Origin of the sequence: Shinella zoogloeoides, from assembly GCF_030733845.1 — a bacterium.
Lineage (GTDB): Bacteria > Pseudomonadota > Alphaproteobacteria > Rhizobiales > Rhizobiaceae > Shinella > Shinella zoogloeoides_C.
Genome location: NZ_CP132313.1, coordinates 272,443 through 288,272, shown reverse-complemented (window position 1 = coordinate 288,272; position 15,830 = coordinate 272,443). Strand labels below are relative to the sequence as shown.

Below are 15,830 nucleotides of genomic sequence, written 5' to 3'. Positions count from 1 at the left end.
CCCTCATGCAAAAGAAAGCCGGTATCGCCGCCTTCTTGATCCGCTACAACATCTTTCTGATGCTGGCGCTGCTCGTCGTCGCTTCCGCGTTGTTGTCGGATGTGTTCCTGACGCCGCAGAACCTGTGGAACCTGCTCCGTCAGCTCGTGCCGCTGGCCCTCGTCTCCATTGGCATGCTGCTGGTGATTCTGACCGGCGGCATCGACCTATCGGTCGGGGCGCTTGCGGCCATCGGCGCCATGGTCGTCGCCATGCTGCTGCCTTATCTGCCGGCGCAGGCCGCTGTCGGTCTCGTCGTCGGCATTGTCGCCGCAATTACCGCTGGCGCGCTGCTAGGGGCGGTGACGGGTGCCCTCGTCGCTCTCTTCCGCATGGCGCCGTTCATCGCCTCGCTCGCGATGATGACGGTCGCGCGCGGCATAGCCTTCATGATGTCGAACGGCCAGCCAGTGCGCTTTCCGCGCGATACGGGAGCAGCCGATCTCATGCGCGCCTTCGGCAGCGGCGCGTTGCCCGGCATCGGCATGCCTTGGCCGGTGTTGATCGCGCTCCTCTTCATCGTGCTCTTCGTCGTTCTGATGGCCCAGAGCAAGTTCGGCCGCCTCGTCATCGCCACCGGCTCGAACGAGGTCGCGGTGCGCCTCGCCGGCATCCCGGTCGCGCGCTACAAATTCCTCGTCTATGCCATCGCGGGCGGGCTTTCAGCGCTGGCCGGCGTGGTGGCGACGGCACGCACGGCGGTTGGCACGGCCAATACCGGTTTCGGCCTCGAACTCGATGCGATCGCTGCCTGCGTCATCGGCGGCGCGTTGCTCTCGGGCGGCAAGGGTTCGGTGGTCAACACGATGATCGGCGTGCTCATCCTCGGTCTTATCGGCAACATCATGAACCTGCTGTCGGTGCCCGCCTATCCGCAGCAGATCATCAAGGGCGTCATCATCGTCTTCGCCGTACTACTGCAAAATGTCAGCGGCGAGACGAAGCGCACCTGAGGCAAATGCCGGGCGCTCAGGCGCCCGGTTCGTCCAATAGAAACCTTGCCAGCAACTCAATCTGTCCGGTGATCATATGCACACCCCTGTGGGTTTCGCATCCCCGTTCCGACGCCAGCCGCAGCAAAGGCGTGACGTCGGGTTCCATCACGACCTCGGCGACCAGCGCGCCCGGCTCCAGCGTTGCGGGATCGACCGGCAGCGGATCGCTCGTCTTCATGCCGAGCGAAGTGCCGTTGACGACGAGGTCGAAACCGCGCGCATCGGCGGGGGCCGCGATGACGTCGTGTCCTGCAAAGGCGCCGCGCAGCCGTGCCGCAAGTTCCTCGGCCTTGTCCATGGAACGGTTGGCAATGGCAAGGCGGGCGACGCCGCCACGCACCAGCGCCTCGGCAATGCCCGTGGCTGCGCCGCCGGCGCCGAGCAGCAGGGTGTTGCGACCGCGGATGGCATGCCCTTCGCGAAGAAGCCCCTGCACGAAGCCGGCGCCGTCGAACATCTCGCCGTGGAAGCGGCCGTCCGGCGTGCGGCGCGCGACATTGGCAACACCGAGAAAGCCGGCGGTGTCCGACAGGCTATCGCAGAGGCCCGCGACGCTGATCTTGTGCGGAATGGTGACGATGACGCCGGCAAGGCTCTCGATCCGGCGCAGCCCCTCGAAGGCCATCGCGAGGTTTTCCGGCGCAACCTGCCAGGGCACCAGCACGGCGTTTTGGCCATGGTCGGAGCAGTAGGCGTTGAAGTAGGTCGGCGTGCGCAGGTGGTGGGATGGGTAAGCGAGATGCACGACGACGTGTGTCGTGCCGGTGATGCGTCGATCCATTGATGGAGCCTCCTCACGGGTGAAAACGGTATCGCTTTAAAATATATCATATATCATGTAAATGAGGATACGCGGAGGAAACAGAAATGCCGTTGCAACAAAAACCCATCATGGAGATGTTCGATTCGCGCGTCACCGTCTTCGGTGCACCGGGGCGCTATATCCAGGGACGGGGCGCCTGGCGTCTGGTGGGAGATTGCGCCGCAACGCTCGGCGCGCGCGCCGTGCTTGTCATCGACGCCACGATCCGCGACATGCTGGCCGGGCAGGTGGAGGAGAGCTGTGCGACCGCAGGCGTCGAGCTCCAGGTTCTCTCTTTTGCCGGGCATCTCGGCCCGGCTACCGGCGCGGAATTGCAGGCGCAGCTCGACGGTCCGGTCGCGGCGGTGCTGGCGGCCGGCGGTGGCCGGGCGATCGATGCCGGCAAGGCGCTGGCCGAACGCCTCGGCTCCGGTCTCATCACCCTGCCAACCGTAGCCTCCAACGACGCGCCGACCTCGAAGAATTTCGTCCTCTACGAAGACGGCCACCGAATGCTCGAGGTGCGCCATCTCATGCGCAACCCGGATTTCGTCATCGTCGATACCGATATCCTATCCAAGGCGCCGAAGGCATTGTTCCGCGCAGGGATGGGCGATGCGCTTGCCAAGAAATTCGAGGCGGATGCTTGCTTCAACAGCGGCGGCGGGACGATGTTCCTGGCGCGTTCGACGCGGCTTGCCAATCAGGTTGCCGACACCTGTTACAAGACGCTTTTGAAGCACGGCGCCGGCGCTTGGGCAGTCGTGGGAACTGGCACGGTCACCGACGACTTTGATGCGGCCGTGGAAGCGATGATCCTCATGGCTGGCCTCGGTTTCGAAAGCGGTGGCCTTTCGCTGCCTCATGCGCTGACGCGCGGCATCCCGCTTCTGCCGGGCGGCGGCGACGTGCTGCACGGTATCCAGGTCGCTTGGGCGCTAATCGTCCATTTCGAGGCGTTGGACCTAGAGCCCCCGCCTGAACTGATGCGGCTCTACAAGATTGTCGGGCTTCCATTGTCACTGCAGGACATGGGTCTCGGTGCGCCATCGCGTGCCCAACTTGCCGCCCTTGCCGACGCGACGCTTGTCGTCCGTCACATGAAGAACATGCCATTCAAACTCGAAGCGGAAACACTCGTGACTGCCATCACGCGCGTCGAGGAAAAGGCCCCAAATCGGAGGATTAGCGTATGATCAAGCCATATCCACTCGCCCTTATCACCGGTGGTGGAACCGGCATCGGCCGCGCCACCGCGGAGTTCCTGTTAGCCGCAGGCTGGCGGGTAATCGCGGTCGGCCTTGATTGCGACGACGACCTGCCGGAGGGCATTCGCTTCCATAAAGCAGATGTGACAAATACGAATGCCATCCTTGCGGCCATTGATAGCGAAGAGGGCTTGGACGGTTTCGTTCACTGCGCGGGCATCCTGCGTCATGAGCGGGAATGGCAGATCGCGGATTTCGATGCCGTTATGCAGGTCAATGTCAGCGCCGGCTTCGCGCTTGCAAATGCGCTCTTACCGCGTCTGGAGGTGGCCCGTGGTTCCATTGTGATGCTCGCGTCGATGTGGGCGATCTTCGGCTCGCCTGGCGCGCCGGCCTATACGGCGAGCAAGGGCGCGGTGGCGGCGCTCACCCGCTCGATGGCCGTTGCCTGGGCGGGGAAGGGTGTGCGGGTAAATTCCGTGGCGCCGGGTTGGGTGGAGACGCGCATGTCGGCGCGGGCACGCGCAGACATTGAACGCGCCGCGCGTATAAACGGCCGCATTCCGATGGGGCGCTGGGCGCAGCCGTCCGAGGTCGCCTCGGTCATCCGTTTCCTGCTGTCGCCCGATGCGGCCTATGTCACGGGTACTATGCTGCCGATCGATGGCGGCTATTCCGTTTGCTGAAAGGAGAATGACAATGAAAGCTTGGGTCCATCACGAAACCGGCGCAACTGGCGTCCTGCGGCTGGAAGAGCGGCCGCGGCCAAAGCCGGGTAAGGGCGAGGCGCTGGTGCGCAACCGCGCCATCGGTCTCAATCCCGTCGACTGGAAATTCATCGAGTGGGGTCATCCGGCCTGGGAATGGCCGCACATTCCGGGCGTCGACGGCGCCGGCGAGGTGGAGGCGCTGGGCGAGGGGGTGCAGCATATCGCCCGCGGCGCCCGGGTCGCCTATCACAACGATCTCCTGCGGCCGGGCTCCTTCGCCGAATATACGGTGGTGCCGGCGAGAGCGCTGATTCCTTTGCCGGCAGCGTTGCCGTTCGGCGCCGCAGCGGCGATCCCGTGTCCGGCCCTGACGGCTTTCCAGGCGGTGTCGAAGGTTCCGCTCGGTCCCGGTGCGCATGTGCTGGTGACGGGTGCTTCCGGCGCCGTCGGAGGCGCGCTTCTGCAACTGGCGCGGTCCCGTGGCTGGATCGTTCACGCCGTCTGCTCTGCCGCGCAGGCGGCCCGCGTTCTGCGCCTCGGTGCCGCGACCGTGACGGATTATCACCTTCCAGCCTGGCGCGAGGAAATCCGGGAAAAGACGCGTGTCCAGCCGCTGCAGGCGGTCTTCGATATGGTGAGCGGCGCGCATGCGGCTTCGCTGGCGCCGCTTCTTACGGCGAACGGACATCTCGTCTGCGTTCAGGACCGGCAGGAAACCACGCCGCTTCCGGCGTTTACGACGACGATCTCCCTGCACGAGGTCGGGCTGAACGCGATGCATGGCTATGCCGATAACTGGCAGTGGGGCAATCTCGTTGCCGCAGGTGCTGCGATCGCCACTGATATCGTGTCGGGACGCTTCGATCCCCAGATCGTCGAAATTGCCGCTTTCGAAGGCTTGCCGGAGGCGCTGTCGCGTCTGAAATCCGGACCCAATCCCGGCAACCGCGTGGTTCAAATCTGACGATTTGAGCAGTTCTACGGCGGGGTCCGTTCTTGGTGGGCAGTTCGCTCAGATCCGCAAACTCAGTAGGAGATCTGTATTTTGCAGAGCTTGGCGGTGTTATCCCTTGAGGGTTTAAGGATTTGTTCGCACTGATGGCTGCAGGCAGCGATCATGCTGTATCGGGTTTCACAAGGTCGAATCTTGCATTGACTCCAAGCGAGCTCTCTGGCCCATTCAGTAACCTTTGCAGATCATGCGTCCCTGCGTTCCCTCGCGGGGCAGCCCTCGGATGTCCTATCCGGCTTCGCCGCTGGCGACAGATTTACCTCAACTCATGTTTCGATCGAAGTGCCATCGCGTGGCATGGCATGCGTGATGACGGCAAGATGACGCGCCAAAGCCGCACTTGCCTTCCGCAGTCCACGCCGCTTGGCATTCGTCATTGCTGAGCCCTTGAGCGCGAAGCTCCCACGACTGCGTGTCGGGGAGCCTTCGATCATCCGAAAGAGGCGTGTACTCAATGTCCGATGTTCTCGATTATCGACGCGTAAGCACCTCGTCTTCAAATGCGCGCATGGAGGAGAGCGTCCTGACACCTTGGGGCGCTGTGCTGTGGCTGTGGGGGACGAAGACAGCCTCGATGCCCGCGGCCTGAGCGGCGGCCGCGCCACTGACGCTATCTTCCACGATGACGCATTCGCGCGGCGTGACGCCGAGAAGGTAAGCGGCACGCAGATAACCTTCCGGATGAGGTTTACCGTGCAATACGTCATTGCGCGCGACTGTTACCAGCCCGGGCCGGACAAGGCCTGCGGCGCGCAGATTGACATCCATAATGGCTCGGTCACTGTTCGAGATCACCGCTTGTCGAATGCCGGCGGCGTCAAACCTTCTCCAGGTCAGGACAGCATCGTCATAACCCCGCAACGCTCCGGACGCGCGAAAGTAGAAATGGTGCTTGCGTCGTTCCCAGTCTATCGGATTAGTCCGCAGGCCGAAGGTTTCGACGACATAATGATAGATCTCGTCCGACGAGCGCCCGACGACACGCTCCTTCAGATCTGTCGGTGGAATCAGTCCGGCTTCCTTCATGGCAAGGCCAAGCGCATCGACGGCGATGTCCTCGCTGTCAACGAGCGTACCGTCCATATCCCACAAGACTGCCTTGATCATTGTCTTCCACTGCTTCCGTTCTAGTCCGGACCCGCTTTCCGGAGGGAGAGTGCCCAAGGTTGCGGGTCTACCAAGGGTTCTGAGCGCCGAACGACCTCGTCTTCGGAGCAAAAAATAAAAATCATTTTTTTCTCTATTGCGCAATAACGAATTTCATTCTATCAAATTGTCACGGTAGAAAATTCGATTGGAGGCAATCAAGTGGCAGCTGGAACGGATATTCAAAAGCGGATTGCTGCTGCGCGTCTCCTGCCGGTCGTGGTGCTGGAGCGCGCGGAAGATGCGGTGCCACTGGCACGCGCCCTGCTAAAGGGTGGGCTTGCTGTGGCGGAGGTCACCTTCCGGACTGCGGCTGCCTCAGACGCGATCTCCCGCATCCGCAAGGATGCGCCCGATATGCTCGTGGGTGCCGGGACAGTTCTGACGCGGGAGCAGCTTGCCGATGCCGGCGCGGCCGGCGCGCAGTTCGTCGTGACGCCTGGTTTCAACCCCACGATCGTCGAAGCCGCGCAGGCGGCGGGATTGCCGATCGTGCCCGGCGTCAACAATCCGACGGGTGTCGAGCAGGCAATGTCGTACGGGCTGGAGACTGTCAAATTTTTCCCGGCCGAGCCAAGTGGCGGCATTCCCTTCATAAAGGCTCTCACGGGGCCCTATCCGGGAATGCGTTTCGTGCCGACCGGTGGAATCGGTCCGGGCAATCTCGCGTCATATCTGGCTGTGCCGGCGGTTCTGGCATGCGGTGGCTCCTGGATGGTGGATGCCAAGCTCATTCACGACAGGAATTTCGAAGAGATTTCCAGGCTCACAGCGGAGGCCGTCGCGCTCACCCGCAAGGGGTGACGCATTTCTCAACAATAACGCAAACATGCTCCGGGAGGAGCGAACACGGAGGTTTCCCATGGCCAGCAATACCCTGTCAGAGGGCCTGTCCCTCAGGGGCAAGTCCTGCATCATTACCGGCGCCGCATCCGGGATCGGCGAAGCCGTTGCCCGCATCTACGCGCAAAACGGCGCCAAGGTTGCCATGGTCGATTTCGACCGCGAGCGCCTGGAGCGCGTTGCCGCAGAGATCGAGGCTGCTGGCGGCACGGTTCTGCCGATCTATGCCGATGTCTGCGAAGAGGAAACGGTTCGCTCCTTCTTCAAGCAGGTGAACGACACGTTCGGTTCGATCGATGTGGTGGTCAATTCGGCCGGCCGCGACAGTCTCGCCCCGCCGGTCACGCGGGTCACGCTGGAAGAGTGGAACAAGACGATCGGCCCGAACCTTACGGCGGTATTCCTCTGCTGCCGCGAAGCCTTCATCTATATGGAAAAGCAGGCTGAAGGTGGCCGCATCATCAACATGGGCTCGTCGTCCACACGCGTTGCCTCCGGTCCCGGACACAGCCCATACCGCGCTTCCAAGCACGGCATGCTGGGCTTCTCCAAGAACATCCTGCTTGAAGGCAAGGACAAGAAGATCGGCGTGACCGTGCTCAATCCGAGCCACGTCAAGACGCCGATGACCGAGATCATCGACAAGGGTCTCTACGATGGCGACCTCGAGGCCTATGTCGATGGCTGGCTCGACGAGAAGGAAATCAAGGAAGGCATTCACGCGTCCTGTATCGACGTCGACAATGTAGCCTGGCTGGCACTTTATGTCGCAACCCGCACGCCCGACGTCACCATTCCGACGATCTCGCTTTACCCGACCCACAAGGCTCATCGCTACGGGATGGAGGTCTAAGGCGATGAAGGCCGCCGTCTATCAGGGTCAGGGCAGGATCGCGCTGGAGGAACGGCCGCAGCCGCAGCCTCTGGACGACGAAGTGCTGGTCCGCGTTTTCGCCGCCTCGATCTGCGGCACGGACACGAAGGTCCTTCGCGGCGGCCACTTTCGCGTCGGGGTCAACGACACGCGGGTGCTCGGGCATGAACTGGCGGGAGAAATCGTCGAGGTCGGCCGGCATGTGTCCCACTGGCGTCGCGGCCAGCGGGTCTCCGTGGTGCCGAATATCGGTTGCGGACATTGCGACATGTGCCGCAAGGGCCTGAACAACATGTGCGCGGACTACAAGGCTTTCGGCATCGACATCGATGGCGGCTTCCAGCAGCACATGATCGTTACGGCCGGCGCCATCTCGGGCGGCAATCTTTTCGAGATTCCCGAGACGATGAGCTACGAAGAAGCCTCGCTGGTCGAGCCGTTGTCCTGCTGCTTCAATGCCTGGAAGGATCTTTCGGTGACGCCGGAGGATCGAGTGCTGATCCTCGGAACAGGGCCGATTGCCGGCATGTTCCTCCAGCTTGCCCGCGCCTATGGCGCGCGGCAGGTGATCGTCGTCGGCCGCCGTGCCGAACGGCTGGAGGAGATTGCCCCGCTGGGTGCTACGCATACCGTGGACTCCAGCAGCGTTGACGTGGTTGACGAGGTCATGCGCCTCACTGACGGCCATGGTGCCGATGTGGCGCTCACTTGCGCTCCGGCATCTGAGCTTCAGGTCCAGGCGCTCTCATGCCTCGCGCGGCTCGGCCGGATGAATTTCTTTTCCGGTCTCAACAAGGGAACGCGTGTCGAGCTCGATACGAACAAGGTTCACTACTGGGGCCTGAAGCTTTTGGGTTCGACCGGCTCCAGCGTCGAGGACTATTCGCGCGCGCTCCGGCTCGTCGAGACCGGCCAGATCCGTGTCACCGATGTCGTCACCCATCGCTTTGGCATCGGGGAGGCGGTTGCCGCCTTCGAACATGCCCTGTCCGGCAAGGGCATGAAAACGATCATTTATCCGCAGGAGGAGAAGCTGCAATGAGAGCGGCTGTGTTGCATGCGCCCGGTGATCTGAGGGTCGAGGACGTGCCCGTGCCCGAGATCGGCCCGGATGACGTTCTCGTCGAAGTCAAGGCCGCTGGGATATGCGGCTCGGATATCGGCCGCGTCATGGGGACCGGCACCTATCATTTCCCGACCATTCCCGGGCATGAATTTGCAGGGAGGGTGGAAAAGGTCGGCGCATCGGTCAACCATCTGAAGGCCGGCGACCGGGTGGCCGTCGCACCGTTGATGCCCTGCCGAAAGTGCCAATGGTGCGATGCGGGCAAGTTCCATCTCTGTGACGATTACGACTTCATGGGCTCGCGCAGCGATGGTGCGTTCGCCCAGTATCTCTGCGCACCCGCCACAAACGTTTTGAAGGTTCCGGACAGCGTGCCCTACGAGGTCGCGGCGACCATCGAGCCGGCGGCGATCATCCTACACGGCATCCACAAGCTTGATATCAAGCTCGGCGATGCGGTCGCGGTGGTCGGCTGCGGAGCACTCGGTTACTTCGCGCTTCAATTCGCCAAGCTCTCCGGTGCGTGGCCGTTGATCGCCATCGATGTCGATGACGACAAGCTGGCGCTCGCGCGCGAGGTCGGAGCTGATCTCTGCCTCAATCCGACGAAGGACGACGTGGTTGCCCGCGTCCAGGAGGCGACCGGCGGGCGTGGTGTCGCGATCTCGCTGGAATGCGCGGGATCGGCGCCAGGCCGCAACCTCTCCATCATGGTCACGGCCAAGCAGGGTTCGGTCATGCTGTATGGCACGGCGTATGGCGATGTCACATTCGCGGAAAAAGCCTTCGCACGTATCGTTCGGGAAGAGCTTGAGGTCGTCGGATCCTGGAATTCCTACTCACTGCCATTCCCTGGAAAGGAGTGGTTTGACATCATTGGTTTGCTTGGTGACGGCCGCCTGAAAGTGGAGCCGCTCATCACGCACAGGGCGGGCTGGAGGAGGCGCCGTCCATATTCAAGGCACTGAAAGAACGAAGCTTCGGCGGGTACCACAAGATTTTGTTCAAGCCGAACGACTGACGCATATCTGGGAGGAGACATTATGGTGGAGCGCTATGTCATGGCGCTGGACGAGGGAACGTCCAGCGCGCGGGCGATCCTGTTCGACAGGGCAGGCAATATCGTCTCGCTCGCTCAACGGGAGTTCCGGCAAATCTATCCACGGCCGGGCTGGGTGGAGCACGACGCGAACGAGATCTGGTCGACCCAGCTTTCGGTTGCGCGGGAGGTCATCCATAACGCCGGCATCGAGGCGCATCAGGTCGCAGCCATCGGGATCACCAACCAGCGTGAAACCTGCCTGATCTGGGATCGCAAGACGGGCGTTCCCCTTCACAACGCGCTGGTCTGGCAGGATCGCCGCACTGCGGGTGTCTGCGACCAGCTGAAGGCGAGGGGGCTCGAACGCTATGTGAAGGAAACGACCGGCCTCGTCATCGACGCCTATTTTTCCGGCACCAAGCTTGCCTGGATTCTCGAAAACACGCCGGGTGCCGTCGAGCGGGCCAGGCGCGGGGAGCTTGCAGCCGGCACGATCGATACCTGGCTGATCTGGAATCTGACGGGCGGCCGTGCCCATGTGACGGATGCATCGAACGCGTCGCGGACGCTGCTGTTCAACATCCATACCGGCGATTGGGACGAGCGTCTTCTGGCTGAACTCAACGTCCCGCGCTCCCTCCTGCCGGACGTGCGCGACAGTTCGGATGTCTATGGCCTTGCAGATCCCGACCTTTTCGGTGCCGAGATCCCGGTCGCGTCCTCGATCGGTGACCAGCAGGGTGCTCTGTTCGGCCAGTCCTGCTTTGCCGAGGGCATGGTCAAGGCGACCTACGGCACCGGCGGTACCCTGTTGATGAACACGGGCGCGCAGATGCGGATGTCGGAAAACGGCCTTCTCACCACCGTCGCCTGGCGGCTTGGCGGCAAGCTTGAATATGCGCTGGAAGGCACGCTGTTTTCCGTCGGTTCAGTGGTCCAGTGGCTGCGCGACGAACTGAAGATCATTCATAGCGCATCGGAAACGGAAGCTGCCGCACTCGAGGTGCCCGATACGAACGGTGTGTACATCGTGCCGGCCTTCACCGGGCTGTCGGCGCCTTTCTGGGACCAGTACGCGCGCGGCACGATCGTCGGCATCACCCGTGGGGCGAACCGCAATCACCTGATCCGCGCCTCGCTCGAATCCATGGCCTACCAGATCCGCGATGTAATCGACCGGATGGAAGCCGATTCCGGCATTGCGCTTGCCGAGCTGAAGGTGGATGGCGGCGCGGCGATGAACAATTTCGTGCTGCAGTTCCAGGCCGATCAGCTCGGTGTGCGGGTGCTGCGACCCAAGGTGATCGACACCACCGCGCGGGGTGCGGCGTTCCTCGCAGGCCTTGCTGTCGGTTACTGGAAGGACATCGCCGACCTGCATACCGCTTTCGCGCTCGACCGGGAATTTCAGCCTTCGACGGACCGTGCCTCCGCCGATCACCTTTACAACGGCTGGTGCCGCACCGTTGACCGGTCGCGGGACTGGGCCGAGCACGAATGAGGACGCTCTGATGCCATACGCCCCCGCAACCCGGCGCACGATGTATTTCATCGGGGTCACTACCGGAAAATCGTCGATCATGAAGGTCTTTCCGGCCTGGTCGGCACATCTCGGTCTCGATGCCGAGATGAAGGGCATCGATTTCGCGCCGAACTCCGATCCCGTCGCCTATCACGGCGCGGTGCAATTCATCAAGGCCGATCCCCTATCGCTAGGTGCGTTGGTAACGACCCATAAGGTCAATCTGCTGAAAGCATCGCGCGATCTTTTTGACGATCTCGATCCCTATGCCCGCACCCTGCACGAGATTAGCTCGATTTCGAAACGCAGCGGTCACCTCGTCGGCCACGCGAAGGACCCGATCACGGCGGGGGCGAGCTTCGAGGCGATCGTGCCGGACGGTTACTGGATGAAAACCGGCGCGCCGCTCTGCGTTCTCGGGTCCGGCGGCTCCTCGCTGGCGCTTTCCCTCTACCTGCACAACAAGAAGCAGGCCGGCGGCGACGTTCCCGCGCGCCTGATCGTGACCGCCCGGCGCGAGGCTTCCCTCGCCGAGATGCGCCATGTTCACGGCGAGATCGGCTTCTCGATCCCAGTGGAATACCGGCTTGCGCCGACGCCTGAGGAAGCGGATCAAGTGGTTGGCGAATTGCCTGCGGGCTCAATGGTGGTCAACGCCACCGGCCTTGGCAAGGATGGTCCCGGGTCACCGCTCACCGACGCGGTCCGTTTTCCGGAGAACGGCCTCATCTGGGAATTCAATTACCGCGGCGACCTCGTTTTCCTCGACCAGGCCCGCGCGGCGGAGCAAGCGCGTAATCTCACGGTCCATGACGGGTGGGTCTACTTCATCCACGGATGGACGCGCGTCATCGCCGAAGTTTTCGACATCGACATCCCCATGTCCGGGCCAGCCTTCGAAGCCTTGAGCCGCATCGCCCGTGACGCAACTGCCTGAAAGGACGAAGAAAATGACAACCGTATTTCCCAGCCTTCACGAATTTAATCTCAACAACGGCCTGAGCTCAACGCGCGAGCCCATCCGCCGCACATTGTCCAAGATGAAAGGTATGTTTCACGATGAAGCTGCCTTCGAGGCGCAGTTGGCGAACGGCGATGCGCTGCTCTACGAATTCTACGACATGGGTGTACCGGACAGCGAAAAGGACGTCGCCTATGGCACATCGATCACCTATCCCGGCAAGGTCGGGGACGAATATCACATGACCAAGGGTCACTTTCATACCGTCATCGACACGGCCGAAGTGTACTACTGCCTGCGCGGCCATGGCTACATGATGATGGAAACGCCCGAAGGCGAAACTAAGTGGCTGGAGTTCCTTCCCGGCAAGGCGGTTTATGTGCCAGGGCGCTGGGCGCATCGCTCGATCAACGTTCATCCAACCGAGCCGCTGATCACCTTCTTCGCCTTTCCTGGTAATGCCGGCCACGACTACGGTACAATCGAAAGCAAAGGGTTCCGCAAACTGATGGTCGAGCGCGACGGCAAGCCGACCGTCATCGACAATCCCCGCTGGAACGGTTGAGCGGATAGAACGATGCCCGGTCGGATCGCCATCACGCCCCGTTCTCTCTCCGGCTCCGGCCATCCGGTTCTCACGCGCCTGCTGGACGAGGGGTTCGAGATCGTTTTTCCCGCGCCTGGCAAGACGCCATCGGAGGAGGAGCTGTTGCTTACTATACCCGGCTGCGTCGGCTGGCTTGCCGGTGTCGAACCGATCAGCACGCGGGTGCTCGATGCGGCCAAGGGATTGCGGGTCATCAGCCGCAACGGGACGGGGGTCGACAATATCGACCTCCGCGAGGCGGAGGCGCGCGGCATTACCGTTGAGCGCGCCATGGGCGCGAATGCCCGCGGCGTCGCCGAACTCGCCATCGGCCTCCTCCTTTCCGCGTATCGACACATTCCATGGTCCCATCAGCATCTCGCCAAGGGCGAATGGTGCAGGCGGATCGGCCAGGAAGTGAAGGGGCGGACGCTCGCTGTTGTTGGATGTGGCGCAATCGGCCGGGAGGTCGTGAACATGGCGCTCGGGCTGGGCATGGAGGTAATCGGTTACGATCCGTATCCGGATTGTCGCTTCGCGCCCACCGGGTTCCGTTTTGAGGGACTTGAAAATGCGCTGGTCGCCGCCGATGCCGTATCCTTTCACTGCCCGCCAGGCGAAAAGCCGATCCTCGACGCCGCCATGCTTTCACGCATGAAGAAAGGCGTGATCATCGTCAACACGGCGCGCGCGGAACTGATCGATGATGGCGCGATGCTGGCGGCGTTGGAGATGGGACAGGTGACGGCGCTGGCAACCGACGTCTTCCATCACGAGCCTCCTGAAAGTTCGGCGCTCCTCAGCCATGAACGAGTGATCCTGACACCGCATGCCGGCGGGTTCACCGAGGAAAGTGTCGATAGGGCAACGAGTGTCGCTGTCGATAACCTCTTGAAGAATCTGGTGCGGCCGTGAACGTCGTCGAGACTGAACCTCTGGCGGCCATGGAGAGCTTTGGTGCTGGAGAAGGCGCTACACTCGCCTGGCTCGGCCAGGCGGGCTTCCTCATCCGGCAGGGCCGTCTCAAGATCGTCATCGACGCCTATCTCTCCGACTCGCTTGCGGAAAAATACCGGGGAACCCGGTTTCCGCATCAGCGGATGATGCCCGTGCCCGTCAAACCGGGCGACCTGCGCGACGTTGACTGGCTGCTTTGCACTCATGGACACACCGATCACATGGATCCGGGAACGATCCCGGCCCTGCTCGCCGCAAATCCGCGGGCACGGGTGCTCGTGCCCCGTGCAGAGAAAGCGCGGGCCATTGAGCTTGGCGTGCCGGAAAATCACCTAACGCTGATAGACGCGGGTGAGAGCATCGATCTCGGCGGTGTTATCGTTACGGCCACGCCAGCCGCGCACGAGGACCTTCGCCGGACGACGGAGGGTTACCTCTTCCTGGGGTATGTGCTTACGGGCGGCGGGGTGACGCTCTGGCATTCGGGTGACACCATCCCATTTCCCGGTCTGGCGGAATGGCTGATGCCTTTCCGGGTCGATCTCGCGCTGCTGCCGGTGAACGGGCGGGATGCAACGCGCGCCGCCAATGGCGTACCTGGCAACTTGTCGCTGGAGGAGGCCGTCGCACTAGCGGACGAGATCGGCGCGCGGGCAATGATCGGCCATCATTTCGGTCTTTTCGAGTTCAACACGCTCGATCCCGAGGAGGGTGCGCGAAAGCTCGCGACACTGACGCCGAATGTCGAGGTGCGGCTCGCGACGGCCTCGACGACCTACCGCGTCCAACCTCTCATCCGGCCCCCACTATCCGTTCTCGTCGTCTGCCGTGGCAACATCTGCCGCTCGCCCACTGCTCACGGCGTTCTGCGCGCCGCTCTGCCTGGTCACCGAATCGACAGCGCCGCGATCATGGACTGGAATGTCGGAAAACCGCCCCACGCCGAAACCATTTCTGTCGCAGCCGCGCGCGGCGTTGCGCTGGAGACGCTGGTTGCGCGACAAATTCGGAAGACTGACTTCGAAGAATTCGACTTGATCCTTGGGATGGACGATCTCAACATGGAGGCCATCCGGGCACTCCGTCCGGAGGGCGGCCACGCCCGAATCGGCCGGCTCGGCGCCTACGCCAATTTGGGCGAGGAAACAACGATCATCGATCCGTGGGGGCAGGGGCGGGGCGCGTTCGAGGCGGTTTTCGACCAAATCAGCGTAGCCTGCGAGCGGCTGGCGCACTTCGCACGGGCAGCACAGCAGAATATCGGACAAGGGAGTGAGGACGATGGATTTCGGACTTAAGGACAAGATTGTTATCGTCACCGGCGGCGCGACGGGCATCGGTCACGCAATAGCACGTACCTTTCACGAAGAGGGCGCGACAGTCATCATCAACGGCCGCGATCAGGCCAAGCTCACCAAGGCCGCCGCGGCCATCGGTACACGTGCCCATGGCGTCGTCGCCGATCTCCTGACGCAGGAGGGCGCGCTTGCACTTGCGGACTTCGCCGCCGGCTTTGGCCCAGTCTCCTTCCTCGTCAACAATATCGGGGTGTTCGACGTCAATGATTTCTTCGAGGTCAGCGACGAGCGCTGGATGGAATATTTCCAGCACAACCTCATGACGTCGATCCGCATCTCCCGCCTTGTCATGAAGGACATGCTGGCGCGCAATGATGGCAGCATCGTCTTCATTTCCTCTGAAGCAGCCATCCGTTCGATTGGCAACATGACGCCCTATTCCGTCACCAAGACCGCGATGCTTGGGCTTAGCCGCTCACTGGCAGAGCTGACGCGCGGCACGAATGTGCGCGTCAACAGCTATATGCCAGGCTCGACTGCGACGGAGTCGGTCGAAACCTACTTTGCCGATCTCGCCAAGCAGCAGGGCAAGACAATCGAGCAGGCGCTCGCCGATTTCTACCGCGACGTCCAGCCCTCCAACCTGACGCAGAAGCTCATTGATCCGGCCCTGCACGGGCGTGGCGTGGTGCAGTTGATGACCAACGCAGCCATGAACGGTGTCTGCCATCGTGCCGACGGCGGCACAATTCGCTCGATCTTCGGGTGA

16 protein-coding genes are annotated in these 15,830 nt (G+C 62.3%); 14 read left to right on the top strand and 2 right to left on the bottom strand.

Annotated features, from left to right (window positions below; all coding sequences use genetic code 11):
• The first annotated feature begins 5 nt into the window (after positions 1-5).
• Positions 6-992, top strand: a complete 987-nt coding sequence (locus tag Q9316_RS24115; protein WP_306036340.1) for an ABC transporter permease — start codon at positions 6-8, stop codon at positions 990-992.
• 16 nt (positions 993-1,008) lie between these two features.
• On the opposite strand, the gene Q9316_RS24110 is transcribed toward Q9316_RS24115, so the two are convergent.
• Positions 1,009-1,815: a shikimate dehydrogenase family protein gene (locus Q9316_RS24110; protein ID WP_306036339.1), complete on the bottom strand. Its 807-nt coding sequence runs from the start codon at positions 1,813-1,815 to the stop codon at positions 1,009-1,011.
• Positions 1,816-1,901: 86 nt separating this feature from the next.
• Between Q9316_RS24110 and Q9316_RS24105 the strand changes: the two genes are divergently transcribed.
• The 3 genes from Q9316_RS24105 to Q9316_RS24095 are packed head-to-tail and all read left to right on the top strand — an operon-like array spanning position 1,902 to position 4,718.
• Positions 1,902-3,032 carry a glycerol dehydrogenase gene (locus Q9316_RS24105; RefSeq protein WP_306036338.1) on the top strand — a complete coding sequence of 377 codons (1,131 nt, stop codon included), beginning with the start codon at positions 1,902-1,904 and terminating at the stop codon, positions 3,030-3,032.
• Positions 3,029-3,730: an SDR family NAD(P)-dependent oxidoreductase gene (locus Q9316_RS24100; protein ID WP_306036337.1), complete on the top strand. Its 702-nt coding sequence runs from the start codon at positions 3,029-3,031 to the stop codon at positions 3,728-3,730. The genes Q9316_RS24105 and Q9316_RS24100 overlap by 4 nt, the downstream gene beginning before the upstream one ends.
• Positions 3,731-3,743: 13 nt before the next feature.
• Entirely contained in the window at positions 3,744-4,718 is a 975-nt protein-coding gene (locus Q9316_RS24095; RefSeq protein ID WP_306036336.1) for a zinc-binding dehydrogenase, read from the top strand.
• Between the two features lie 519 nt (positions 4,719-5,237).
• Here Q9316_RS24095 and Q9316_RS24090 read toward each other — a convergent pair.
• On the bottom strand, positions 5,238-5,873 hold the full coding sequence (locus tag Q9316_RS24090) for an HAD family hydrolase (protein WP_306036335.1): 636 nt from the start codon (positions 5,871-5,873) through the stop codon (positions 5,238-5,240).
• Between the two features lie 201 nt (positions 5,874-6,074).
• Here Q9316_RS24090 and Q9316_RS24085 point away from each other — a divergent pair, with 201 nt between their 5' ends.
• The 10 genes from Q9316_RS24085 to Q9316_RS24040 all read left to right on the top strand — a co-directional run bounded on the left by Q9316_RS24085 (position 6,075) and on the right by Q9316_RS24040 (position 15,830).
• A complete protein-coding gene (locus tag Q9316_RS24085; protein WP_306036334.1) occupies positions 6,075-6,716 on the top strand; it encodes a bifunctional 4-hydroxy-2-oxoglutarate aldolase/2-dehydro-3-deoxy-phosphogluconate aldolase in 642 nt (213 codons plus the stop codon).
• 58 nt (positions 6,717-6,774) lie between these two features.
• Positions 6,775-7,608 carry an SDR family NAD(P)-dependent oxidoreductase gene (locus Q9316_RS24080; protein WP_306036333.1) on the top strand — a complete coding sequence of 278 codons (834 nt, stop codon included), beginning with the start codon at positions 6,775-6,777 and terminating at the stop codon, positions 7,606-7,608.
• Positions 7,609-7,612: 4 nt separating this feature from the next.
• Positions 7,613-8,671, top strand: coding sequence for an alcohol dehydrogenase catalytic domain-containing protein (locus tag Q9316_RS24075; protein ID WP_306036332.1), 1,059 nt, complete (start codon positions 7,613-7,615; stop codon positions 8,669-8,671).
• Positions 8,668-9,663, top strand: coding sequence for a galactitol-1-phosphate 5-dehydrogenase (locus Q9316_RS24070; RefSeq protein ID WP_306036331.1), 996 nt, complete (start codon positions 8,668-8,670; stop codon positions 9,661-9,663). The genes Q9316_RS24075 and Q9316_RS24070 overlap by 4 nt, the downstream gene beginning before the upstream one ends.
• A gap of 75 nt (positions 9,664-9,738) precedes the next feature.
• Positions 9,739-11,238, top strand: a complete 1,500-nt coding sequence (gene glpK / locus Q9316_RS24065) for a glycerol kinase GlpK (RefSeq protein WP_306036330.1) — start codon at positions 9,739-9,741, stop codon at positions 11,236-11,238.
• A 7-nt stretch (positions 11,239-11,245) separates the two neighbouring features.
• A complete protein-coding gene (locus tag Q9316_RS24060) occupies positions 11,246-12,196 on the top strand; it encodes a shikimate dehydrogenase family protein (protein WP_306036355.1) in 951 nt (316 codons plus the stop codon).
• A 13-nt stretch (positions 12,197-12,209) separates the two neighbouring features.
• Positions 12,210-12,785, top strand: coding sequence for a glucose-6-phosphate isomerase (locus tag Q9316_RS24055; RefSeq protein WP_306036329.1), 576 nt, complete (start codon positions 12,210-12,212; stop codon positions 12,783-12,785).
• 12 nt (positions 12,786-12,797) lie between these two features.
• A complete protein-coding gene (locus Q9316_RS24050) occupies positions 12,798-13,721 on the top strand; it encodes a phosphoglycerate dehydrogenase (RefSeq protein WP_306036328.1) in 924 nt (307 codons plus the stop codon).
• Positions 13,718-15,061, top strand: coding sequence for an arsenate reductase/protein-tyrosine-phosphatase family protein (locus tag Q9316_RS24045; protein WP_306036327.1), 1,344 nt, complete (start codon positions 13,718-13,720; stop codon positions 15,059-15,061). The genes Q9316_RS24050 and Q9316_RS24045 overlap by 4 nt, the downstream gene beginning before the upstream one ends.
• Positions 15,045-15,830, top strand: coding sequence for an SDR family NAD(P)-dependent oxidoreductase (locus Q9316_RS24040; protein WP_306036326.1), 786 nt, complete (start codon positions 15,045-15,047; stop codon positions 15,828-15,830). The genes Q9316_RS24045 and Q9316_RS24040 overlap by 17 nt, the downstream gene beginning before the upstream one ends.